This is a genomic window from Neorhizobium sp. R1-B (genome assembly GCF_004368875.1).
GTDB lineage: Bacteria > Pseudomonadota > Alphaproteobacteria > Rhizobiales > Rhizobiaceae > Neorhizobium > Neorhizobium huautlense.
The window spans coordinates 157990-181120 of sequence record NZ_SOEM01000007.1 but is presented as its reverse complement, the minus strand read 5'-3'; the positions used below and the strand labels follow the sequence as shown (position 1 = coordinate 181120).

Annotated in this window: 24 protein-coding genes; 11 read left to right on the top strand and 13 right to left on the bottom strand. The window is 60.9% G+C overall.

Annotated features, from left to right (window positions below; translation table 11 throughout):
* Positions 1-4: 4 nt before the first annotated feature.
* Positions 5-1219, top strand: a complete 1215-nt coding sequence (rlmN, locus tag EDE05_RS12870; protein ID WP_132410977.1) for a 23S rRNA (adenine(2503)-C(2))-methyltransferase RlmN — start codon at positions 5-7, stop codon at positions 1217-1219.
* Between the two features lie 29 nt (positions 1220-1248).
* Here the strand turns inward: rlmN and EDE05_RS12865 are convergent, their stop codons facing one another.
* Together EDE05_RS12865 and EDE05_RS12860 are read right to left on the bottom strand one after the other, a co-directional pair.
* Positions 1249-1890 (bottom strand): LysE family translocator, encoded by a 642-nt coding sequence (locus EDE05_RS12865; protein WP_132410787.1) that lies wholly within the window; start codon positions 1888-1890, stop codon positions 1249-1251.
* Between the two features lie 66 nt (positions 1891-1956).
* Complete coding sequence (locus tag EDE05_RS12860) at positions 1957-2814, bottom strand: SDR family NAD(P)-dependent oxidoreductase (protein ID WP_132410789.1); 858 nt, start codon at positions 2812-2814, stop codon at positions 1957-1959.
* A 199-nt stretch (positions 2815-3013) separates the two neighbouring features.
* Here EDE05_RS12860 and EDE05_RS12855 point away from each other — a divergent pair, with 199 nt between their 5' ends.
* Positions 3014-4237 (top strand): argininosuccinate synthase, encoded by a 1224-nt coding sequence (locus EDE05_RS12855; protein ID WP_132410791.1) that lies wholly within the window; start codon positions 3014-3016, stop codon positions 4235-4237.
* Between the two features lie 53 nt (positions 4238-4290).
* Here the strand turns inward: EDE05_RS12855 and EDE05_RS12850 are convergent, their stop codons facing one another.
* Both EDE05_RS12850 and EDE05_RS12845 read right to left on the bottom strand, forming a co-directional pair.
* Entirely contained in the window at positions 4291-5487 is a 1197-nt protein-coding gene (locus tag EDE05_RS12850; RefSeq protein WP_245505132.1) for a multidrug effflux MFS transporter, read from the bottom strand.
* A 1-nt stretch (position 5488) separates the two neighbouring features.
* On the bottom strand, positions 5489-5992 hold the full coding sequence (locus EDE05_RS12845) for a MarR family winged helix-turn-helix transcriptional regulator (protein WP_245505133.1): 504 nt from the start codon (positions 5990-5992) through the stop codon (positions 5489-5491).
* Between the two features lie 115 nt (positions 5993-6107).
* On the opposite strand from EDE05_RS12845, the gene EDE05_RS12840 reads away from it, so the two are divergent.
* On the top strand, positions 6108-6749 hold the full coding sequence (locus EDE05_RS12840) for a LysE family translocator (RefSeq protein ID WP_132410983.1): 642 nt from the start codon (positions 6108-6110) through the stop codon (positions 6747-6749).
* A 16-nt stretch (positions 6750-6765) separates the two neighbouring features.
* Here the strand turns inward: EDE05_RS12840 and EDE05_RS12835 are convergent, their stop codons facing one another.
* Positions 6766-7188 (bottom strand): hypothetical protein, encoded by a 423-nt coding sequence (locus EDE05_RS12835; RefSeq protein WP_132410793.1) that lies wholly within the window; start codon positions 7186-7188, stop codon positions 6766-6768.
* A 186-nt stretch (positions 7189-7374) separates the two neighbouring features.
* Between EDE05_RS12835 and EDE05_RS12830 the strand changes: the two genes are divergently transcribed.
* The 4 genes from EDE05_RS12830 to ppa all read left to right on the top strand — a co-directional run bounded on the left by EDE05_RS12830 (position 7375) and on the right by ppa (position 12789).
* Positions 7375-9465, top strand: a complete 2091-nt coding sequence (locus EDE05_RS12830; protein WP_132410795.1) for a M3 family metallopeptidase — start codon at positions 7375-7377, stop codon at positions 9463-9465.
* Between the two features lie 126 nt (positions 9466-9591).
* Complete coding sequence (typA, locus tag EDE05_RS12825; protein WP_112803511.1) at positions 9592-11412, top strand: translational GTPase TypA; 1821 nt, start codon at positions 9592-9594, stop codon at positions 11410-11412.
* 202 nt (positions 11413-11614) lie between these two features.
* Complete coding sequence (locus tag EDE05_RS12820) at positions 11615-12121, top strand: GNAT family N-acetyltransferase (protein WP_105372769.1); 507 nt, start codon at positions 11615-11617, stop codon at positions 12119-12121.
* 134 nt (positions 12122-12255) lie between these two features.
* Positions 12256-12789, top strand: coding sequence for an inorganic diphosphatase (gene ppa, locus EDE05_RS12815; protein WP_132410797.1), 534 nt, complete (start codon positions 12256-12258; stop codon positions 12787-12789).
* Positions 12790-12792: 3 nt separating this feature from the next.
* Here the strand turns inward: ppa and EDE05_RS12810 are convergent, their stop codons facing one another.
* Together EDE05_RS12810 and EDE05_RS12805 are read right to left on the bottom strand one after the other, a co-directional pair.
* A complete protein-coding gene (locus EDE05_RS12810; protein ID WP_132410799.1) occupies positions 12793-13107 on the bottom strand; it encodes a DUF167 domain-containing protein in 315 nt (104 codons plus the stop codon).
* On the bottom strand, positions 13104-13394 hold the full coding sequence (locus tag EDE05_RS12805; RefSeq protein WP_245422905.1) for a YggT family protein: 291 nt from the start codon (positions 13392-13394) through the stop codon (positions 13104-13106). Before EDE05_RS12805 ends, EDE05_RS12810 begins: the two co-directional genes overlap by 4 nt.
* Positions 13395-13535: 141 nt before the next feature.
* On the opposite strand from EDE05_RS12805, the gene EDE05_RS12800 reads away from it, so the two are divergent.
* Entirely contained in the window at positions 13536-14771 is a 1236-nt protein-coding gene (locus tag EDE05_RS12800) for an MFS transporter (RefSeq protein ID WP_112803517.1), read from the top strand.
* A gap of 2 nt (positions 14772-14773) precedes the next feature.
* On the opposite strand, the gene EDE05_RS12795 is transcribed toward EDE05_RS12800, so the two are convergent.
* The 6 genes from EDE05_RS12795 to hemC all read right to left on the bottom strand — a co-directional run bounded on the left by EDE05_RS12795 (position 14774) and on the right by hemC (position 20652).
* Positions 14774-15544, bottom strand: coding sequence for a glutamine amidotransferase (locus EDE05_RS12795; protein WP_132410985.1), 771 nt, complete (start codon positions 15542-15544; stop codon positions 14774-14776).
* Between the two features lie 18 nt (positions 15545-15562).
* Positions 15563-16042 (bottom strand): TerB family tellurite resistance protein, encoded by a 480-nt coding sequence (locus tag EDE05_RS12790; RefSeq protein ID WP_105372764.1) that lies wholly within the window; start codon positions 16040-16042, stop codon positions 15563-15565.
* A gap of 23 nt (positions 16043-16065) precedes the next feature.
* On the bottom strand, positions 16066-17664 hold the full coding sequence (locus tag EDE05_RS12785) for a heme biosynthesis protein HemY (RefSeq protein WP_132410801.1): 1599 nt from the start codon (positions 17662-17664) through the stop codon (positions 16066-16068).
* 14 nt (positions 17665-17678) lie between these two features.
* Positions 17679-18872, bottom strand: a complete 1194-nt coding sequence (locus tag EDE05_RS12780) for a mitofilin family membrane protein (protein WP_245505134.1) — start codon at positions 18870-18872, stop codon at positions 17679-17681.
* Between the two features lie 138 nt (positions 18873-19010).
* The gene (locus tag EDE05_RS12775) at positions 19011-19718 is read right to left on the bottom strand and encodes a uroporphyrinogen-III synthase (protein ID WP_165924168.1); all 708 of its coding nucleotides are present in this window, start codon (positions 19716-19718) and stop codon (positions 19011-19013) included.
* A 4-nt stretch (positions 19719-19722) separates the two neighbouring features.
* Complete coding sequence (gene hemC / locus EDE05_RS12770; protein WP_105372788.1) at positions 19723-20652, bottom strand: hydroxymethylbilane synthase; 930 nt, start codon at positions 20650-20652, stop codon at positions 19723-19725.
* A 71-nt stretch (positions 20653-20723) separates the two neighbouring features.
* Between hemC and tsaD the strand changes: the two genes are divergently transcribed.
* From tsaD to EDE05_RS12755, 3 genes are read left to right on the top strand one after another with little or no spacing between them, the layout of a single operon-like run.
* Positions 20724-21821: a tRNA (adenosine(37)-N6)-threonylcarbamoyltransferase complex transferase subunit TsaD gene (gene tsaD / locus EDE05_RS12765; RefSeq protein WP_105372760.1), complete on the top strand. Its 1098-nt coding sequence runs from the start codon at positions 20724-20726 to the stop codon at positions 21819-21821.
* Complete coding sequence (locus EDE05_RS12760) at positions 21818-22810, top strand: NAD(P)H-dependent glycerol-3-phosphate dehydrogenase (protein WP_132410807.1); 993 nt, start codon at positions 21818-21820, stop codon at positions 22808-22810. Before tsaD ends, EDE05_RS12760 begins: the two co-directional genes overlap by 4 nt.
* 26 nt (positions 22811-22836) lie before the next feature.
* Positions 22837-23130, top strand: a complete 294-nt coding sequence (locus EDE05_RS12755; protein ID WP_132410809.1) for a YciI-like protein — start codon at positions 22837-22839, stop codon at positions 23128-23130.
* Position 23131: the final 1 nt, after the last annotated feature.

Genomic DNA, 23131 nt, shown 5'->3' with positions numbered 1-23131 from the left:
CGTTATGGCCCCCCTCAAGACGCCGCTCGTGGCGCGTCCGGACCTGATGTCAGGTAAGCCCTCCCTGATCGGGCTGACGCGCGAGATGATGGCGGATGCGCTGAAGGAGAAGGGCGTGCCGGAAAAGCAGGTGCGCATGCGCGTCAGCCAGCTCTGGCATTGGCTCTATATCCGCGGCGTTTCCGATTTCGACGCCATGACTAATGTGGCGAAGGACATGCGGGAGATGCTGAAGACGCATTTCACCATCTCCCGCCCCGAGATCGTCGAGGAGCAGATCTCAAGCGACGGCACCCGCAAATGGCTGCTGCGGTTTCCTCCGCGCGGCGCTGGTCGTCCGGTGGAGGTCGAGACGGTCTATATACCGGAGGAAGGCCGCGGGACGCTCTGCATTTCGAGCCAGGTCGGCTGTTCGCTTACCTGTTCATTCTGCCATACCGGCACACAGCGGCTGGTGCGCAACTTGACGGCAGAAGAGATATTGGCCCAGCTGCTGCTGGCGCGGGACCGTCTCGGCGATTTCCCGGGCACGGACACGCCGCCCGGCGCTTTCGTGCCGACCGGCGAGCGCAAGATCACCAATATCGTCATGATGGGTATGGGCGAGCCGCTCTATAATTTCGGGAGCGTCAAGACCGCATTGCTGATTGCGACCGACGGGGACGGCCTGTCACTGTCGAAACGGCGCGTCACGCTGTCGACCTCCGGCGTCGTTCCGGAAATCTACCGGACGGGCGAAGAGATCGGCGTCATGCTGGCGATCTCGCTGCATGCGGTGCGTGACGAACTGCGCGACATGCTGGTGCCGATCAACAAGAAGTATCCGCTAAAGGAACTCCTGGAAGCCTGCCGTAAATATCCGAGCCTGTCGAACGCCCGCCGCATCACCTTCGAATATGTGATGTTGAAGGACGTCAACGACAGCCTTGAGGACGCCAAGCTGCTGGTGCAGCTCCTGAAGGGCATTCCTGCCAAGATTAACCTGATCCCGTTCAATCCCTGGCCCGGAACAAACTACCAATGTTCCGATTGGGCCCAGATCGAGAAATTTGCCGATTTTATCAACCAGGCGGGTTACGCCTCGCCTATCCGCACGCCGCGCGGCCGAGATATCCTCGCAGCCTGCGGCCAGTTGAAGTCGGAATCGGAGCGGATGCGCAAGACCGAGCGGCTGGCCTTCGAGGCGATGATGATCGCCGGCCACGGCGAGGACGACTGAGAAAAGGCCGGTTCGACCGGCCTTTTTCTCTATCTGGCTTGGGTAAAAAAGATTTTTGCCGCGAAGATCGAAAAGACCCCGGCGAAGGTATAGTCGATGCCGCGCAGCACCTTGGGGTTGGCCTGCAGCCAGCCCGAAAGCCAGTCGGCGGCCAGGACCACGATCAGGTTCACCGGCATACCGATGACGATGAAATAGAAGCCGAAGAAGATCAGCTTGCCGGTGACGTGCGGATCACCCGCGGTGACGAACTGCGGCAGGAAGGTCATGAAGAATATGATGACCTTGGGATTGAGGATGTTGACCCAGAACCCGGTGGAGATATTGGCAAGCGGGCTGCTCATCGTCTGCTCGATCTTGTCCACCTTGAAATTGGAGCCGAAGCGGATCGCCTGGATCGCCAACCAGAGCAGGTAGGCAGCCCCGCCTGTCTTGAGAATGAAGAACGCGGTGGGCGAGGCGGTAATCAGCGCCGAGATGCCGAAGGCGACCAGCAGGGTGTGGCAGACGACGCCGAGGCTGGTACCGAACACGACGAAGAGCGCCGGCCGCCGTCCCTGCGCCAGCGCGCGGCTTATGGACAGCGTCATGTCCGGGCCGGGCGTCAAAGCGAGCAGGAGACCCGCAGCGGTGAAGGCGAGAAGGGTTGCGATGCTCGGTAGAAAATCCATAATGCGCTCGATAGCCGGACAGAGGGAGTTCCCATTTATCCGGCTTTCGAGGTGATGCCAAATCAATCAAGGCCTGGAGATGAAATCTTTCGCGGCGTCGGCGAAATCCGGATGCCAGCGGGAGAGCGGAGGACGGTTTTCGATGATGTCACCGACCGCCCAGGCCATGCGTCGCTCATCGGTGGCCCGGTCGACGTCGTTGTCCGGGCAGAGGATGTAGAAATCGCCGCGCTCCAGGCTCGTCAGCATGAACTCGACCGTTTGTTCCGGCGTCCAGGCGCCGTCGGGTTTTTCGGTGCGGTCGCCTTTCGTCAGACCGGTAAACACGAAGCCGGGGATCAGCAGATGCGCCGAGAGCTTGCAGTTGGGCGTGTTGCGCAATTCGTGCTGGAGCGCTTCGGTGAAGGCTTTGACGCCGGCCTTGGCGACATTGTAGGCCGGGTTGCCGGGCGGCGTGGTAATACCTTGTTTTGAGCCGGTATTGATGATGAGCGATGGTTCGCCATGGGCGATCATGGCCCGACCGAATGTCCGCGTGCCGTGGATCACCCCGAGCAGGTTGACGGCGAAAATGCTGTCCCAGTTTGCCTGTGGCCCGAATATCGTGCTTCCGGGGCTGATTCCGGCATTGTTCATCAGCACATGCACGCGGCCGAAGCGTTGCAGGACGGCCCGTTCGAGAGCCTCGATCTCGGCCGGTTTCGAGACGTCTGTACCGATCGCAGCGACATCTGTCTCGCCGTCCTCGGCAAGGGCGGCGACCTCGCGGCAGGCCTCCGCCAGTTTGTCTCCTTCCAGATCTGCAAGCACGACGGAGAGACCCATGCGGGCAAACTCTTTGGCGGCAGCCAGACCGATGCCGGATGCGGCTCCAGTGACGACGGCGACATTATCCTTTTTCAGAGCGGGATGAGTGATGGTCATTGCAGATCTCCTCTATGGCGCTGCTGTTCAAAGGTCCGGCGGGATATGGAGCCCGCAGCAAAGCGCGTCAACATGACACCATCGTTATGATTGCCCGGTTTTTCTTGCGTGCCCCAAGAAACTCGCTAAAAGTGCCGCAATTCCCGACCTGGCGGTTTTCCGAAAACCGCCACCACCCGCAGACGGACCTGAAATCGACATGGCACTTCCGAAAGACGTTAAGAAAGTCGTTCTCGCCTATTCCGGCGGTCTCGACACCTCGATCATCCTGAAATGGCTGCAGACCGAACTCGGCGCCGAAGTGGTGACGTTCACCGCCGACCTCGGCCAGGGCGAGGAGCTGGAGCCGGCCCGCAAGAAGGCCGAGATGCTGGGCATCAAGGAGATCTATATCGAGGACGTCCGGGAAGAATTCGTTCGCGACTTCGTCTTCCCGATGTTCCGTGCCAATGCCGTCTACGAGGGCGTCTACCTGCTTGGCACTTCGATCGCCCGTCCGCTGATCTCCAAGCATCTGATCGAGATCGCCAAGAAGACCGGTGCTGATGCGATCGCCCATGGCGCCACCGGCAAGGGTAACGACCAGGTCCGTTTCGAACTCTCGGCCTATGCGCTAAACCCGGATATCAAGGTGATCGCGCCTTGGCGCGACTGGGCCTTCAAGAGCCGCACGGACCTTCTCGAATTCGCCGAGAAGAACCAGATTCCCGTCGCCAAGGACAAGAAGGGCGAAGCGCCGTTCTCCGTCGACGCGAACCTTCTGCACTCGTCTTCCGAAGGCAAGGTTCTGGAGGACCCGGCCCAGGAAGCACCCGAATACGTGCATATGCGCACGATTTCCCCGGAAGCGGCGCCGGACAAGGCGACCGTCATCAAGGTCGGCTTCAAGCGCGGCGACGCAGTCTCGATCAACGGTGTCGAGATGTCTCCCGCAACGCTCTTGGCGACCCTCAACAACTACGGCCGGGACAACGGCATCGGCCGTCTCGACCTCGTCGAGAACCGCTTTGTCGGCATGAAATCGCGTGGCGTCTACGAAACGCCCGGCGGCACGATCCTCCTCGCGGCGCATCGGGCAATGGAGAGCATCACGCTCGACCGCGGTGCGGCACACCTCAAAGACGAGCTGATGCCGAAATATGCCGAGCTGATCTATTACGGCTTCTGGTTCTCGCCGGAGCGCGAAATGCTGCAGGCGCTGATCGACAAGAGTCAGGAGCATGTGGAAGGCGAAGTGACGCTGAAGCTCTACAAGGGCAATGTCATGGTCACCGGCCGCGAGAGCGAAAAGTCGCTCTATTCAGACCAATTGGTCACCTTCGAGGACGATCAGGGTGCTTACGACCAGAAGGATGCGGCAGGCTTCATCAAGCTCAATGCGCTGCGCCTCAGAACACTCGCCAAGCGCAATCTCCGTAAGTAGCGATACCGCACAATTCATCAAAGCCGGCCCGCCTCCGCCTGAGGCGGGCTTTTTTATTCGTTCCGGCTGGCCGCGAGGAAGCCCAAATATCCGAGCACCGCGATGATGTGCATGGCCGGGATGACGCTGCCAAACGCTACCAAGGGTGCACCGATCCAGGCGATGAGAACGCCTCCGACAAACCCCGCCCCCATCTGGATGAAGCCCATCAGCGCGGATGCCGAGCCGGCAATGTGCGGAAACGGGGCAAGGCCGGCGGTAGTGATATACGGCGAGATGAAAGCCGTGCCAAAGGTGCAGATTGCAACCGGTCCCATGATCGATAGAAAAGACGGTGGCAGGAAATAAACGGAAAGCGCCATGATGATGCCGCCCCCGCCGCTGAAAGCAAGACCGAAAACCGGCGCTCTGCGACCGGGCAGCCATTTCGACGTCAGGCGCAGGCAGAGCGACCCGATCAGATAGAACCCGGACTGCATCAGCATGCTCATCCCGTATTGGGTAGGGGTGAGCCCCACGTCATCAATCAGGATGAAAGGCAGGGCAGTCGCCTGCGCATAGAGCGCGCCTATACAACCTGCCAGGACGATCGCAGCAAAAAGAAATCTTACCTGCACGGCGATTTCGCAATAGGCGGAGATCAGCCGGAGCGGTCGAAGCCTGCTGCGGTCAGGGACCGTCGTCTCTTTCAGATAGACGGTTGAAAGAAAGACGAGGATTGCACCGAAGCCGACCATCAGCAGGAAAACGGATTTCCAGCCGAAGGCAGCGAGCGTGAGGCCGCCGATGGTCGGCCCTGCGGCGGGACCGATCGCCAGGATGATGCCCATCGTGTTCATGATGCGCGCTGCTTCCGCGCCAGTGAACTGGTCGCGAACGATGGCGCGCGAGACCGTAATGCCAACCGAGGCTCCAATGCCCTGGATCAGGCGGCCCGCGAGAATCCATTCGACCGTCGGAGCAAAGACGGCAAGCAATGAACCGCCGAGATAGATGGCCAGGAAGCTGAGCGCGGCGGATTTGCGGCCGAACGCATCCGATACCGGGCCGGCGACAAGCTGCGCCAGCGCAAAGCCTGCGAAATAGAGCGACAGCGACATCTTGATGGCGGCTTCGGTCGTGTCGAATGCCCGCACCAGCTCCGGCATGGCAGGCGTATAGATGGCCATGGAGATCGGCCCGATTGCCGTCAGCAGGGCGCCAATGACGGTCGTGCGGCGCTCGCTCATAAGCGCAGGCATGGGGGGCATGCTACCGGCTTTCATCGGACGAAAACTGCGGCGGCTGGGAAATGTTGATCGCCTGGAGCTTGGCATTGAAGACTGCCAGGGTGTCCCGTAGGACGCGGTTCTCCTCGCTGCTCAGGCCGTCGGTCGCCTGCGTCAAGATGATATTGAGTTCCTTGCGGATCGCGCAGATCATCCCATCGGAGGCGGGCGTCAGGTTTATCCGTTTCGCCCGGCGATCAGAGGAGCACTGCTGCCTTTCGATGAGGCCGCGCTCCTGCAGTTTATCGAGATAGGAGCAGACCGTCATCGGCTCGATACCCATGCGGGTTGCGATGTCGAGCTGCCGGCTGCCATCGGCGGCAGCGATGCTCATGAGAACCCGTGCTTCGCCGGGTGTGAGACCAAGACCCGCCTCGGCGATGCGACGCTCGAAGGCTGCTCGGAGAAGGCGGGCGCTGTCGACGATCAGAAAACCCAAGGGATCCATCTCAGGGCCAGCCTCCGCAATTGCATCGGAGAATTTCATAAGGCCCCCTTACTATCTTTTAGAGGGAAGGCAAATGAAAAACCCGTGTCCGCTCGCATTGACAGCGGCAAAGGGCGCGGCAAGACTGCGTAGAGCCATTGCATTGGAGCCCGCCATGTCCTCTTCGCTGCTTGCCGGCGCGTTTCTCGCGGCTCTGGCCTACACACTCATTCCCGGCCCTGCATTCCTGGCGCTTCTCGGCATCGGTGCCGGACAAGGACGTCAGGCGGGTGCCTTTTTCATGGGAGGACATCTGGCGGGAGATATCCTGTGGTCTGCCCTGGCGCTGGTGGCTATCATTGGAGCAAAGACTGTTGGCACCGCCGTCTTCGACATCCTCGGCGTTGTTTGCGGCCTCTATCTCGGCTGGATTGGCTGGAGTGCATTGCGGGCAAAGCCGAAAGAAGATGGCGGCGCTTTAATGGCTGTCGAGCGCCCCTTGAGGCGTGGCCTGATCTTCGGGCTGACCAATCCCAAGGGGTATCCAGTGGCTCTGGCGACGTTTACGGCACTGCTTGCCGGGTCGTCAGACGCGCTGGATTTTGCAGGGCTGCCGATCCTGCTGGCCGTCTCCCTTGTCGGATTCCTGACCGCAGACCTCGTGCTGATTGCTATTATCGGTGCAGGTTTCGTGCGGCGCTTCTACCGCAGGCATGAAAGGGTGATCGTGCGGCTTTCCGGGCTGCTGTTCATCGGATTTGCGCTGCAGGCACTCTGGCACTCGGCGCCAAATCTTTTCGGCTTTCGCAGGGCATGAGGCTGCCCCGAGCCGTTCAGATTTCGAGGAAGGCCATGACGGAGCGCAGGACGTCGGCACGGTGCGCATCTCCGAGCGATATCGCGATCTCGAGCTGGTTTCGGTAAAAGTCGTGGAAGTCGAACCCTGTCTCGTCGGTTACTTCAGACAGATCGACAACTTGCCCCTGGGCATCGACGGCATGCGTCGGAAGCTCCTCGGAAAGCGTGATATAGGTATCCTGGTCGATCTTGCCGGCCTGGTAGTTCTCCAGGGCCAAGGCACGCAAATCCCGTGGGGTGATAGCCGAGAAATTGATCGGCAAGTCACCCGCTTCGGGCACCTGAAAGATGATCTGGCCGTGCCGGCTTTCCTGCTGTGAAGGCTTCTCGATCTTGGCGTTTCGAGAATTCTCCCTTTGAAGAAAATGGGTAGACCAGCGCAAGGAACTGATTTCCATGGCTATATCCCGAGTCACCGGATATTGCGTTGAAGGTAGCCGTCCGCGCTGCACTGCGTCAAATAGTTAATATACGTTAATTATTGGGTGTGATTTTTTGCCGGCGGTCAAAAACGTCGGCGCGGATACCCAATTCGGCAAGCTTCTCCTATATGAATGGCGACCCATCTTTCGAAGGATATGCGCATGTCTTCAAATCCTCCCGTGAACCCTGCTTTGGTGGAATGGAACGGCCATTTTGGCCTGCCTCGTTTCGATCTGGTGAAAGATGAGGATTTCGCCCCGGCCTTCGATGCCGCGCTTTCGGCCCATGAGGGCGAGATCGAGGCCATCGCGAACAATCCCGAAGCCCCGAGCTTTGCCAATACCGTGGTTGCGCTGGAAACAGCGGGCGACGAACTCTCGCGGGTTTCGGCGCTTTTCTGGGGTAAGGCCGGCGCACATACCAACGAGACCATTCAGGGGCTCGAACGGGAAATGGCACCGAAGCTTTCCCGCCACTATTCGAAGATCGGCATGAACGCTGCCCTCTTTTCCCGCATCGACACGCTTTGGGAAAAACGCGGGGATCTGGGCTTGACCCTTGAGCAGGAGCGCGTGCTTGAGCGCCATTGGAAAGGGTTTGTCCGGGCTGGCGCCAAGCTGCCGAAGCCGCAGCAAGAGCGGCTGGCGGACATCAACGAGAAACTCGCCGGTCTTGGCGCGAAGTTCGGCCAGAACGTGCTGGCGGACGAAAAGAACTGGTCGCTGAAGCTCTCGGACGAAGCGGAACTCGAAGGGCTGCCCGAGATGTTGCGAGATGCCATGGCGGCAGCGGCCCGCGAGCGGGGGGAGGCTGACGGTTATGCGGTGACCCTGTCGCGTTCGATCATCGAGCCCTTCCTGACATTTTCGACGCGCCGGGATCTGCGGGAACAGGCCTTCAAGGCCTGGCTTGCGCGCGGCGCAAACGAAGGCGAAACGAACAATCTCGGCGTCGTGCGCGAGACATTGGCGCTGAGGGCCGAAAAAGCCAATCTTCTCGGATATGACAGTTTCGCGGCTCTCAAGCTGGACAACACCATGGCTAAAACGCCGAATGCGGTCAACACGCTGCTTCGCCAGGTCTGGGAAAAAGCACGAGCCAAAGCGCTGGAGGAAGAAGCGAGCCTCGGCCGCCTGATTGCAGAAGAAGGCAAGAACCATGAGGTGATGCCCTGGGACTGGCGTCATTACGCGGAAAAGCTTCGGCAGCGGATGTTCGATTTTTCCGAGACCGAACTGAAGCCGTATCTCCAGCTCGAAAAGATCATCGAGGCATGTTTCGACGTCGCGGAACGGCTCTTCGGCATCAAGGCAACAGAGGTAAAGGGCGTCGCTGCCTATCATACCGACGTGCGGGTCTTCGAGATCCGCGCCAAGGATGGCGCGCTGAAGGCGCTTTTCCTGGGTGACTATTTCGCCCGCGCCTCTAAACGATCCGGTGCCTGGATGAATTCGTTCCAGTCGCAGCACAAGCTGACGCTGAAAAACGGTAAGCAGGGCGAGTTGCCGATCATCTATAACGTCTGCAACTTCGCCAAACCTGCGGAGGGCAAGCCGGCCTTGCTGTCGCTGGACGATGCGAAAACCCTCTTCCATGAATTCGGCCATGCGTTGCACGGCATGCTGTCGGATGTGACCTATCCGTCCGTTTCCGGCACCGGCGTTGCGCGGGATTTCGTCGAACTGCCGTCGCAGCTTTACGAACACTGGCTGACCGTGCCCGAAATCCTCGAAAGATATGCCGTTCATTACGAAACCGGCCAACCGATGCCGAAGGCCCTGCTCGACAAGGTGCTGGCAGCCCGCACCTTCAACGCCGGCTTTGCCACCGTCGAGTTCACGTCCTCGGCCCTGGTCGACATGGCCTTCCATACGCGTGATGCCGTGGAAGACCCGATGGCGGTGCAGAAGCAGGTGCTGGACGAAATTGGCATGCCGGCTTCGATCGTCATGCGCCACGCTACGCCGCATTTCCAGCACGTCTTTGCAGGCGATGGTTATTCGGCCGGCTACTATTCCTACATGTGGTCGGAAGTGCTCGATGCGGACGCCTTCTCGGCTTTCGAGGAAACGGGCAACGTCTTCGACCCTGTGATGGCGCGCAAGCTGAAGAACAATATCTATTCGGTGGGCGGCTCGATCGACCCGGAGGATACCTACAAGGCGTTTCGCGGCAAGCTTCCCGACCCGCAGGCCATGCTGAAGAAAAAGGGTCTTGCGATGGTCGAGGAATTGGCCGGCAGCGACGCCTGAGCGTCTTTGCATAGCTGCCATCGACGCGGCCCCCTTTCGCAAATGCGAAAAAGCATGTAATAGCGCGCCAACGAAATTTGGCGCGCCTTGTCATTTTGCCGCGCCGCAGCCTCAGAGATACACCATATGGCAATTCGCAACATCGCGATTATCGCGCACGTTGACCATGGGAAAACGACCCTTGTCGACGAACTTCTGAAACAGTCCGGCTCGTTCCGCGACAACCAGCGCGTTGCAGAACGCGTCATGGACTCGAACGATCTGGAAAAGGAACGCGGCATCACCATCCTTGCCAAGGCGACCTCGGTCGAGTGGAAGGGCGTGCGCATCAACATCGTCGACACTCCCGGCCACGCCGATTTCGGCGGTGAGGTGGAACGTATCCTCTCGATGGTGGACGGCGCGATCGTTCTCGTCGACTCGTCCGAAGGACCGATGCCGCAGACCAAATTTGTGGTCGGCAAAGCGCTGAAGGTCGGACTTCGCCCGATCGTCGCGATCAACAAGATCGACCGTCCGGACGGCCGCCACGAGGAAGTCATCAACGAAGTCTTCGACCTGTTTGCCAATCTCGATGCAACGGACGAGCAGCTCGACTTCCCGATCCTTTACGGTTCCGGCCGCGACGGCTGGATGAACGTCAATCCGGAAGGCCCGAAGGACGAAGGCCTCGCGCCGTTGCTCGACCTCGTGCTCAAGCACGTTCCGGAGCCGACCGTCGAAGAAGGTCCGTTCCGTCTGATCGGTACGATCCTTGAAGCCAATCCGTTCCTTGGCCGCATCATCACCGGCCGCATCGCCTCGGGCTCGATCAAGCCGAACCAGGCTGTGAAGGTGCTTGGCCAGGATGGCAAGCTGATCGAAACTGGCCGTATTTCGAAGATCCTCGCATTCCGCGGCATCGAACGCCAGCCGATCGAGGAAGCGCATGCGGGCGACATCGTGGCGATCGCCGGTCTCTCCAAGGGCACCGTTGCCGATACCTTCTGCGATCCGTCCGTCACGGAAGCCATGAAGGCGCAGCCGATCGATCCGCCGACCGTCACCATGTCCTTCATCGTCAACGACAGCCCGCTTGCCGGCACCGAAGGCGACAAGGTTACCTCGCGCGTCATCCGCGACCGTCTCTTCAAGGAAGCGGAAGGCAATGTTGCGCTGAAGATCGAAGAAGCGGAAGGCAAGGATTCCTTCTACGTTTCGGGCCGCGGCGAATTGCAGCTTGCCGTTCTCATCGAGACCATGCGTCGCGAAGGCTTCGAGCTTGCCGTTTCGCGTCCGCGCGTCGTCATGCACAAGGATGAAAACGGCACCCTCATGGAGCCGATCGAAGAAGTCGTGATCGACGTCGACGAGGAGCATTCGGGCGTCGTCGTGCAGAAGATGTCGGAGCGCAAGGCCGAAATGGTCGAACTGCGCCCGTCCGGCGGCAATCGTATCCGCCTGCGGTTCTATGCGCCGACGCGCGGCCTGATCGGTTACCAGTCGGAGCTTCTGACCGACACGCGCGGCACGGCGATCATGAACCGCCTGTTCCACGATTATCAGCCCTTCAAGGGCCAGATCGGCGGCCGCGTCAACGGCGTGCTGCTCGCCAACGCCGCCGGCGAAGCCGTGGCCTATGCGATGTTCAACCTGGAAGACCGCGGTCCGATGATCATCGAGCCGGGCGAAAAGGTCTACCAGGGCATGATTATCGGCATTCACAGCCGCGACAACGACCTTGAGGTCAACGTGCTGAAGGGCAAGCAGCTCACTAACATCCGGGCTGCCGGCAAGGACGAAGCTGTCAAGCTTACGCCTCCGATCCGCATGACGCTCGACCGTGCGCTTTCCTGGATCCAGGACGACGAGCTGATGGAAGTGACGCCGAAGAACATCCGGCTTCGCAAGATGTATCTCGATCCGAACGACCGCAAGCGCTACGAAAAGTCGAAGCTCGCGGGGTGATCTCCTAACCTCACTTTGCAGACTTGAAACCCCGGTAGAGATACCGGGGTTTTTTCTGTGCCTTCGCACTGCGCAGGCTTGTCGCAAAGGTTAAAAACACGTTAACGTCTGCCTGTCGTCCACATCAGAAGCCTGTGGGCAATCCGTCCTACTCACAAAGGTGGAATAGCGGATTGCCTGCGTGAGGACCTAAAGTAGCGTTATGAAGACGTTGTCGATCGATGTCCGGCGAGCGGAACCGGAAGATGCGCGTGCCATCTCGGATGCACACCGGGAAGCATGGAAGCAGGCCTATGCCGGGCTCATTCCGCACAAGCCGTTGACGCAGATGCTGGAACGCCGGGGAGAAACCTGGTGGCGGAAGGCCGCGCGCGGACCGGCGACGCTTCTGGTTCTCGACGTCGCGGGCGATATTGCTGGTTATGCCACGATCGGCCTGAACCGGGCGCGGGCCTTGCCGCAGGACGGCGAAGTCTACGAAATCTATCTGCGCCCGGAGTTCCAGGGGATCGGCCTCGGCAGGCGGCTGTTCGGCGAGAGTCGCCGGCTTTTGCGCTCCCTCGGCTGCGAGGGATTGGTCGTCTGGTGCCTCGAAGACAGCGAGCACGCGACGCGATTCTTCCGCCGCCACGGCGGTGTCGACGTGGCCGAAGGCATGGAAGACTTCGGCGGGACCCAGCTCAGGAAGATCGGCTTCGTCTGGTCCTGAACCGCAGCCATGCGGTTCGAAAACCCTTCGCTTCGAACGCCCACGCTATCTAATATTCCTCCAATGTCTTGTTGCCTTGCAGCATGATTCCCGCTATCGACGCGTGACTTTGTCCACCTGATCGAGGAAAAAGAATGCGTATCGATGCGATTTCCGTTGGTAAAAATCCGCCTGAAGACGTCAACGTCATTGTTGAAGTGCCTGTCGGCGGCCATCCGATCAAGTATGAGATGGACAAGGAAGCCGGTGCGCTGGTGGTCGATCGCTTCCTCTACACGCCGATGACCTATCCGGGCAATTACGGCTTCGTGCCACATACGCTTTCGGAAGACGGCGACCCGATCGACGTCCTCATCTGCAATACCCGCCCGCTGGTTCCGGGCTGCGTCATCAATGTCCGGCCGATTGGCGTCATGGTCATGGAAGACGATGGCGGCAAGGACGAGAAGATCATCGCCGTGCCGGTGCCGAAGCTGACCCAGCGCTATGACAAGGTCAAGAACTACACCGACCTGCCTGAGATCACGCTGAAGCAGATCGAGCATTTCTTCGAGCACTACAAGGATCTGGAGCCCGGCAAGTGGGTGAAGATCGGCGGCTGGCAGGATGTCGAGGTCGCCAAGAAGCTAATCGTCGAAGCCATCGACCGTTACAAGGCGCAGAAGTAATTCTTACGGCTCAAGTAATTTCTTGAGCTTCTTTTCCAAATCCTCCGGGTCGCCATCGATCCGGAGGATTTTTTTGCGCGCCGTTTCGCCCGACACGATCGAAATGGAGGATTTCGGAAGCCGGAGCGTATCGGCAAGCAACAGGATCAGCGCCTTATTGGCTTTGCCGTCTTCGGGCACTGCAGTGACGCGGGCCTTGAGGTAAGCCTCGCCGGCGGCAGACGTTTCGATCCCCTCGACGCCATTGCGGCCAGCGTTCGGTGTCAGCCGGACTGCGAGCCGCATATGATCAGTATGCCTGCTGTAGGGGAAGCTCACGCAAACAGGGGGTAGATCGACGTCCACATCAGTGAACGGATGAAGAAGATGATCAGAAGCAGGATCACCGGAGAGATGTCGATGCCGCCTAGGTCCGGCATGATACGGCGGATCGGACGTAGTACCGGATCGGTGACATTGAAGAGGAAGCGGCCGACCGCATCGACGAACTGGTTCCTCGAATTGATGACATTGAAGGCATAGAGCCACGAGAATATGGCGCTGAAAATCAGCACCCAGGTATAAAGGTTCAAGGCCAAATCGATGGTCTGAAACAGGGCGAGCATCCACGTCTCCATTTCGTTGTTGACAGACATGTAGACATTGGCGAACTAACGAGCAAGTGCTGCGCCCGTACCTCGTCGGAATCATGTTTAATGGGCGGCGGGTGCAATGCCGGTTTCCGGTTTCGCTGAAAGTGCTGCTTCATGTCCATTCCCGCCTCCGGCGATCGGTTCGCCGCCTTCCGGCATTCCTCTTACTCGCGCTTCTTCTTTTCCCGGTTTCTCTCGGCTTTTGCGATCCAGATCATCAGCGTCGCCGTCGGCTGGCAGATGTATGACGAGACCGGCAACGCGCTCTATCTCGGCCTGATCGGGCTATTCCAGTTCCTGCCTTCTCTGTTGTTGATCCTGGTGACGGGATCGGTTGCCGACCGCTATAACCGGCGTGCGATCATGGCCATCTGCATGGTGGTGGGTGCGCTGTGTGCAGCGGCGCTTCTGGGGCTGACGATCGCGAATTCCTTTTCTCCCTGGCCGGTATTTGCGATCCTGATCCTGTTTGGTATCGAGCGCGCCTTCATGGGACCTGCCGTGCAGTCGCTCGGGCCCAACCTCGTGCCGGAGCAGGATCTGCCGAACGCCATTGCCTGGAATTCTTCGTCCTGGCAGACCGCATCCATCCTTGGTCCGGTAGTGGGCGGTCTGCTCTACGGCGCAAGCGCGGTCGTGGCCTATACCGTTGCCGTGATCTTTCTGATACTTGCCGCCATTCTCGTTTTCATGATCCCGAAGCCGGTCCAGAAAAACCCTGCCAACAAGGTGAGCTGGGGCGAGATCGTGGCCGGCTTCCGCTTCATCTTCGGGGAGAAGGTGGTGCTTGGAGCAATCTCGCTCGATCTCTTTGCGGTGCTGCTCGGCGGGGCCGTGGCGCTGATGCCGATCTTCGCGCGTGATATTCTGGAACTCGGTCCGTGGGGCCTCGGTATGCTGCGTGCCGCCCCGGGTGTCGGCGCCATCATCGTGGCCATCTGGCTGGCCTTTTATCCCATCCGCCATCACGCCGGCCTTGCCATGTTCGTCGGTGTCGCCCTGTTCGGCGCCGGGACGCTCGTGTTCGGGATTTCCGCGACCCCATGGCTTTCCATCTCGGCGCTGATGCTGATGGGGGCATCCGACATGATTTCGGTCTACGTGCGCGAGACGCTGATCGCGCTCTGGACGCCGGACGAGGTGCGAGGCCGCGTCAACGCTGTCAACATGGTCTTTGTCGGCGCGTCCAACGAGCTCGGTGAATTCCGGGCCGGCACCATGGCGTCGATCTTCGGAGCGGTACCGGCCGTAGTCATCGGCGGCGTCGGCACGCTCGCAGTGGCGGTCATCTGGTCACTTGGCTTCCCGAAGCTTCGGAAGATCGACAGCCTCGAGGCGCCGGACCGGTAGGTTCAATCGCCTCGCGAGGCAGGCTGGCGGCGGGCATCTGCCGCTGCGGCCCCTTTATCGGCAAGTTTGCCTTCGAATACCGTACCGAGGAAATTCCACAGCCACTCCTTGAGCGGCGCGTCGAAGATCATCCGCCCTTCCAGATGCTCGCGGCCTTTCTGGGCATTCGGCATGATGAAGCGGTGCTCACCATGCACCACCCACCGCTGCATCATGGCGCGTGTAAGCTCCGCATGGAACTGCAGGCCCCAGGCATTGTCGCCGTAACGAATTGCCTGGTTCGGATAGGCATCGCCCTGTGCAAGCAGTTGCGCACCATGCGGCAGTTCGAAACCCTCGCGGTGGAAATGGTAGACCATTTTCGGCCAATGCATCAGCAGGCGGCCGTGCTCGGTGGCCCGCAAGGGATACCAGCCGATCTCTGTCAGCCCCTCCTTGTCGGGTGCTACCGTGCCGCCGAGATGACGCACCATCATCTGCGCCCCCAGGCAGATGCCGAGATAAGGCTTGTTCTCTTTCAGCGGAACGCCAATCCAGTCTATCTCCGTCCTGATGTAGGGCTCGGGATCGTTGACGCTCATCGGCCCGCCGAAAATGACGGCGCCGGCGTGTCCGACAAGCGTTGAAGGCAGCGGGTCACCGAGCACGGGACGACGGATGTCGAGCGGAAAGCCCTTGTCGATCAGCATCTGCCCGACGCGGCCAGGGGAAGAGCGCTCCTGATGCAGGACGATGAGCACGGGAAGCTTTTTGGTATGGCGGGAAGGCTGCATCAACATGTCGGTACGTCCCTACTGCTCTCCCTCATCTCCTCCCGTTGAACGTGCCGCAGCTTGCTGACGCTGCAGAACCCTGTCGCGCGATGAAACCCCGAGAAGATCTGCGATTCTCCAGATCACGTGATCCTCGATCTCGCTGCGCTGGCCGTCCGCATAGACGATATCCCAGAGGATGCCGAGAAGTTCGACGCGGTCGTCTTCGTCGACAAGGTGTTTTTTAAGATCGGAAGTGAAACGGTAATAGTCAACTGCCTCGCGGCCGGCGTCGTGCCCGGCCTCGATCAGCGCCTTGAGGCGAGCTTCGCTCAGGTCGTAGCGTTCGCGCAGGAGATCGCGAAACGTCTGCTGCTCCTGTTCGGAGACGTTGCCGTCCGCCTCCATGACCTGGAAACAGAGGGCGACGAAAGCCACTCTCGGATCGTCGGGCGCGAATTCCCGGGCAGAATTGGATGATGTGAGAGTTTGGAGAAAGGCCTGAATTCGGTCCAACATTCTTTTTTCAGGCCTCGCCTTCTCTAGAAAAGCCGGAGCCTCGTCGCGGGCTGCCCGGCGTCCGGATCCTTCACGCCGGGATCATCCGGCGGCCGCCCGAAAAATGGAACTGGCTCCTCCTCGGTTTCGGTCAGTTTTTCATCCTTTGGCTTCACATTGGCAGGTGCTGGTGTTTTTGCTGCAACAGCTAACTCGCTTTTTTGTGTTTCCGGAGCAGGGGCTGGTTGAATGACGATCTGTTTCGGCGGCTCTTCCTCCTTTGGCGTCTCCACGGGCGGCAGGCTTGCAATCGCTTTGTCGGCCGCGAGTGTGCCCTCCTCGATCGGGCCTTGGAGCTGGCCGAAGGGCGCCTTCCATTCGAAGGCGTCGAGGCGGCCTGTCACGGGCGAGATGGGCAACCACTTCTCCGAAACGAAGCCATCGGCAACCCAAGCCGGATCCCGCGGAGCCCGCAGTGCCTGTGCCATCCAATGACGAACGCGGCCCTGGTCATTGGTTTCGGCTTCCTCGATGTCGGCGAGAAGGAGATAGACCTCCTCCCGCGGTTCCATGCGGGCTGCAGCTTCCGCTTTTGCCCGGGCCTTCCTGAATTCCTGAGCGTCGAGGGCGGCCTGGGCCACGGCGATGAGGGATTCGATATTGTTGGGCCGCAAGGCCTCCAGCTTTTCGGCGCGCTTCAGCCGGTCGGTGGTGCTGTCGCCGCTACGGGCGCGAACATAGGTCTGGGCGATCTCCGGATGAGGCTCGAGCTTCCAAACGGTTTCGAGAGTGGATGCCGCCTTGCGGATATTGTCCTCGCGCAGCCAAGCTTTTGCTGCAATGACGGCGGCTGGTACAAGATCCTTGGCGAGCTTCAACGCCGCCATAGCGTCGTCCCGGGCGCCTTTCGGGTCCCCTTCAAGCCGGTCGCCGGCTCTCGCGGTCAAGAGCACGGCCTTCCAGCGATCGGCCTGCGCCTTTTCCAGGATGTTGGCCATGCGCTGTTGGTCGAGAAGGCGGAGCGCGTCATCCCAGCGGCCCGACTGGCTGTGGGCCTCGAGCGTCGCTTGTGCCGCCCAGGGCAGATATGGCGCATGCTCCGCAGCCTTTTCCGCGTATTGGCGGGCTGCTTCGTTGGCGCCAAGCCGGCGGGCCTCCATGTAAAGACCCCGCAGGCCGAGTTCCCGCGTTTCCGGATCCTCGACCATCTCCTCGAATTTCTTGCGGGCGTCGTCGTGCCTGCCTTCGATCAGCGCCGTCTGCGCTTCGAGGAGGTGGATCAGCGGCTCCTGGTCCGAGCTGAGCAGGCCACGGGTGCGAAGGCTCATCTTGCGGGCGAGCAGCGCATTGCCGGCGCCAGCCGCGATCAAGCCGGTGGAGAGCGCCTGGTAACCGCGATCGCGCTTGCGGGCGCGGAAATAACGGCGGACGGAATAGGGCGAGGTCCAGATTACGCCGACGATCCACCAGAGGATCATGGCGGCGGCAACAAGCGCGACCACCATTGTGGCCGCGACCATGATGCTGGTCTCGATCAGGTGATCCTGCCAGGTGATGGAGATGAGGCCGGGCCGGTCGGCGAGCCAGGAGAAGCCCCAACCGAGAGCCAGAACGACGAGGAGGAAAATGAAAAGTCTGATCATTCGGGTCTTCGTCCTCAGCCTTGGGTACCGGTCACGGCGCGCGTCAGCGTGCCGCCAACGAGATCTTCCACCTGAATGCGAGCATCAAGCTTCTGCCTGAAGTCGCGGGAGGTGGCCTTTGCCGGCTCCGGCAGGGCCTCCCACTCCCGCACTGAAGCCTTGAGATCGCCGTTGCGAAGAGCTTCCTCGATGCGGGCGACGATAGCCTCGGGTGTGTCGCCCTCGACATTGCCCACCCGCCGCACTTTCACCACCGACATTGCGGAAGAGAGAAGCCGACCAGCAATTCCCTGATCGGGATCTGGCTGGATGGTGGCTTCCAGCATGGCGTCGGCCGCCTTTGGAAACTCCCGCTGCAGCTCGGCGCGCGACGGTACGCCCGTAGCGGCGAATTTCTGCAGGTCGGCAATCGCCGGATCGTCACCGGCAACACTTCCAAATGTCTGGAGCTCGGTTTCAAACGAGCCGCCCCTATCGATCGCGGCTTTGAGCGCTGCCGCCGCAATTGCCCGGGCCACCTGCTGCTCCGGTCCCCGATCGTTCACTTTGGCTTCGACGCCCTCAATCCGATCCTCGAGATGAACATTGTTGCCGGCTGTCGATTCCACGGCGGAACGAAGCAGTGCTATGTCCTCTTTTAGGGCGACAATTGCCTGCTCCGATGCGGCACCGTTCGAATTGCCTGTCGCAGCTTCAAGGGCCGCAACACGATTGGCGAGTCCTTCGTCTGCAGTTGGCGCAGGCCGGGATTGCAGCGCGGCGATCTCCTGGCGGAGTTGGTCGATTTGCGAAGATAGGGCAGTCGTGTCAGTTGCAGGTGCGGCTGGAGAGGCGCCTGGAAGATAGCCGGCATATTGCATGCTGCTCGCAAGCGCCAGTGCGACGATACCGCCGAAAATCCCTGCCGCGACGAGTGTGGATGCCGCAGGGCTCCTTTTCGCTGGCGGGGCGGGGACCGGCTCAGGTTCGGGAGCAACGGTGGCGGATTGCGGTTGTCTTGCATCGTCCGGTTCGGCGTCGGCAAGTGGTGCCTCGTCCTCGATGCCTGACGTTGTCGACACAGGTTCGTCAGCGATATCGGCTTCCACCGGCTTGTCGGTGTCGACGGATGTTTCCGCCTCCAGTTCCGCCGGTGTCACCGGCTCGTCGGAATCGATGCTGCGCACCGGCTCGGCGACGGCCTCCTCTGCCGTGAGGTCGATGGTCACGGGTTCTTTTTCTGCCTTTGACCGGCGCGGCGGTTTTTCCGATACCATCTCGACCTCTTTTTGCATGTGCTCTGGGGAAACTAGTCAGCGGGCGGGCGGAAGAAAAGGGGCGGGCGGGAATTTGCCGCCTCTCCTCGACTAAAGGAGAGCCAGAAGCCCGTTCTCGTCAGCATGCGCGGCGATCTTGATCTTTCTGTGAAATTCGGGAGGCACTGCGGCGGCGACATTGTCGCTGAGACAGATTATCTGCGCATTCGAGAGCGCGTCTGCAAATGGCGCCATAAGCTCAAAGAACAGCCGCGCATTTTCCCGTGAATAGAGAAGGACCGCGTCGACCGGCGGGTCCAGCACAGCGTCGCGGACAGATTCCCGATCATAAGGCAGAGGGGTCATCTCGTAGATTTCCGCTACGGCGAGAGGCATTTTCGCCGTTCGAAGCCCTTTCTCGAAACTGGCCGAACGCGGCCGACCGGCAAGATAGAGCAGGGGAGCGTCGAAGATCGGGGCGTCGGCTAGAACCAGCCGGGCAAGTTCAGAACCGGTCCCAGGTCCCTTCCGGATTTTTCGGAAGCCGGCTTCTTCCGCCGCCCTGGCCGTCGCTTCCCCGACAGCATAAAGCACCTCATCCAGATAGGGCGAGAGGCAGTCCACAGACGAGAGAACTCTGGCCGCTTCCGCACTCGTCAGCGCAAGGGCGGCGTGAGGTTTCTTCAGTGCAGTTTCGGCAATGTCCGGACGACGCAGCGCTCGCGTCAGCGGCAGCAGGATCGGCTGGTGTCCCAGGTTCACCAGCCGATCGGCAGTGCGTCCGGCCGATGGTTCAGGGCGGGTAACGACGACCCGCATGGGGTTAGGACCAGTCTTCGAAGAAATCACTGCCGGCGGTCGCCCGCACCGCCTCGCCGGCCTTGCGGCCAAGCGCTTCCGCATGCGCGCGTTTTCCCTCAACCGCGATCGAATGCTCCCGTTGTCCGTCCGGGGTGAGAATGAGGCCTGAAAATTTCAGGTGGTCTCCGTCGCAGACGGCATAACCGCCGATCGGCGTGCGGCAGGAGCCGTCGAGAGCGGCGAGGAAGGCGCGTTCGCAGGAGACAGCATCATAAGTCGGCCGGTCGTTGATCGGCTCCAGCAATTCATCGATGCGGCTGTCGCCGATGCGGCTTTCGACACAGATCGCGCCCTGCGCAGGAGCCGGCGGAAAATCAGCCGGATCGAGAAGTTCGGTGACGACCTCCTCCTTGGCAAGGCGCTTCAGGCCGGCGAAGGCCAAAAGTGTCGCATCCACCTGGCCTTCATCCAGCTTGCGCAGCCGCGTTTCGACAAGACCGCGGAAGGTTATGACATTGATGTCCGGCCGGATACGCTTGATCAGGGCCTGTCGGCGCAGCGAGGAGGAGCCGATAGTCGCATGGTCGGGCAATGCGGTGAGTGTCGGCGCGGTCCGGCCGATGAAGGCGTCACGAAAATCCTCGCGCGGCAGATAGGCCGACAAGCGGAGACCGTCCGGCAGTTTGGTCGGCATGTCCTTAGACGAATGCACGGCGAAGTCGAGGTCGCCGGAAAGCAGCTGTTCTTCCAGTTCCTGTGTGAAGAGCCCTTTGCCGCCGAGCTCGGTCAAAGCGCGGTCGGTGATGCGGTCGCCCTTGGTGGACAGCACGACGATCTCGAACATTTCCTCCGGAAGACCGTGTGCCGTCATCAGCCGGGCACGTGTTTCGGAGGCCTGGGCGAGCGCCAGCGGGCTGCCCCGCGTTCCGATCCGGAAAGGTTTTGTTTGCATCCGCGTCATTCCATTGTTACCGGAGGCTTTCGTAGACCGGATTATCCGGCATCGCAATCAACGATAGACCCATGGCGACCTTTCTTCGCATCCTCGGCATAGAAACAAGCTGCGACGAAACGGCGGCGGCGGTCGTTGCGCGCCATGAGGACGGACGTGGTGAAATCCTGTCCGATGTCGTTCTGTCTCAACTCGACGAGCATAGTGCCTACGGCGGCGTGGTGCCGGAAATCGCCGCACGGGCGCATGTCGAGGCGCTGGACGGGCTGGTGGAAGAAGCGCTCGACCGGGCAGGCGTTTCGCTCGATGAAATCGACGCCGTGGCCGCGACCTCGGGTCCGGGCCTGATCGGCGGGCTGATCGTCGGGCTCATGACCGCGAAGGCGATCGCGCGTGCGTCGGGCAAGCCGCTGCTGGCGATCAATCACCTCGAAGGCCATGCACTAACGGCGCGGCTGACGGACGGGCTTTCGTTTCCCTACCTGATGCTGCTCGTTTCGGGAGGACACACCCAACTGGTCCTGGTGCGAGGCGTGGGGGAATACGAGCGCTGGGGCACGACCATCGACGACGCGCTCGGTGAAGCTTTCGACAAGACGGCGAAACTGCTCGGCCTGCCCTACCCGGGTGGCCCAGCGGTGGAAAAGGCCGCACAAGCGGGCAATCCGGACCGTTTTTCGCTTCCGCGCCCTTTGGTCGGTGAAGCTCGGCTCGATTTTTCCTTTTCCGGCCTCAAGACTGCGGTGCGACAGGCGGCCACCGAAATCGCGCCTTTGAGCGATGAGGATATCGCCGATATCTGCGCCTCCTTCCAAAAGGCAATCTCGCGCACGCTGCGCGACCGGATCGGCAGGGGGCTGGCGCGCTTCAAGCAGGAGTTCGCAGCGCTCGATGTCGATCCGGCACTGGTGGTCGCTGGCGGCGTCGCCGCCAACCAGGAAATCCGCCGTACCCTGCAGGCTCTTTGCATCGAGAACGGGTTCCGGTTTATCGCGCCGCCGCTCAGGCTCTGCACGGACAACGCGGCTATGATCGCCTGGGCCGGACTTGAGCGGCTTGCGGGAGAGTTTCCGGCAGACGCGCTGGACGTGGCGCCGCGCTCGCGCTGGCCGCTCGACAAGCAGGCGCAGGCCGTTCTCGGTTCCGGAAAGCGGGGCGCCAAGGCATGAGCGGCAGAGAGCGGATCGTCGTCATCGGTGCCGGCGCCTTTGGTACTGCGCTCGCGGCCGTGGTCACTCTGGAAGGTCGCTATCCCGTCACCCTTATCGGCCGCGATCCCTCGCTGATGAGCGACCTTCGCGAGGATCGCGTGCATGACGCGGCATTGCCCGGGGTGCCGCTGCCGGATGCACTGGAATTTTCCGTCGAGCCGGACGCCATCGGTGAAGCGAGCATTGTCCTGTTTGCGATGCCTTCGCAGGCGCAGGCGGATGCGGCGCGGCATTATGGGCCTTATCTGACGAAGGACGCCGTTGTCGTCACCTGCGCCAAGGGGATCGACAGATCGTCCGGCAGTCTGCTCACCGACGTGCTCGAGCGGGAATTGCCTCGCTCTCGAATTGCGGTGCTTTCCGGCCCAGGTTTTGCCGCCGATATCGCGCGAGGCCTGCCGACCGCGATGGTGATTGCCGCTGAAGGCCATGATCTGGCGGACCGGCTTGCGAATGTCCTGTCGGGCCGCGCCTTTCGGCTCTATGCATCGACTGACCGCATCGGAGTCCAGCTCGGCGGTGCGCTGAAGAACGTGCTGGCAATCGCTTGCGGCATTGTCGAGGGTGCCGGGCTTGGCGAATCCGCCCGGGCCGCGCTGATTTCCCGTGGGCTGGCGGAAATGTCGCGGCTGGTCGAGGCCATGGGTGGCCGGGCGGACACGGTCAGCGGTCTTTCCGGCCTCGGCGATCTGGTGCTGACCGGCACGAGCCATCAGTCGAGAAACCTCCGCTTCGGCATTGCGCTTGGGCAGGGCGATCCGGCCGAAACGATCGGCGGCGGGCCTTTGGTCGAAGGGGCCTTTGCTGCCTCCGTTGCCGCAAGGCTCGGGGAAAGGTTTTCGGTCGAACTGCCGGTGACCGACGCGGTTGCAGCGATCATCGACGGAAAGCTCGATGTCATGGCAGCGATGGAACAGCTGATGACCCGGCCGATCAAAGCTGAGTAGAGCACTAGATATTCAAAGGAGAGACCATGCTGTTCGCCTTTCTCTGCACCGACAAGCCGGGGCATCTTGATGTCCGGATGGAGACCCGCCCGGCTCATCTGGAGCATCTAAACAAGCTCAACGAACAGGGAACGCTGAAGATAGCAGGTCCCTTTCTCGACGATGAAGGCAAGCCGAACGGCAGTCTGGTGATCGTCGAAGCCGCCGACATGGCCGCTGCGCGGACGATCGCGGAAGCAGATCCCTATTATCTCGCCGGCCTGTTCGAAAAGGTCGAGATCAAGCCTTACAACTGGGTCTTCAACAAGCCGGCTGAGTGAG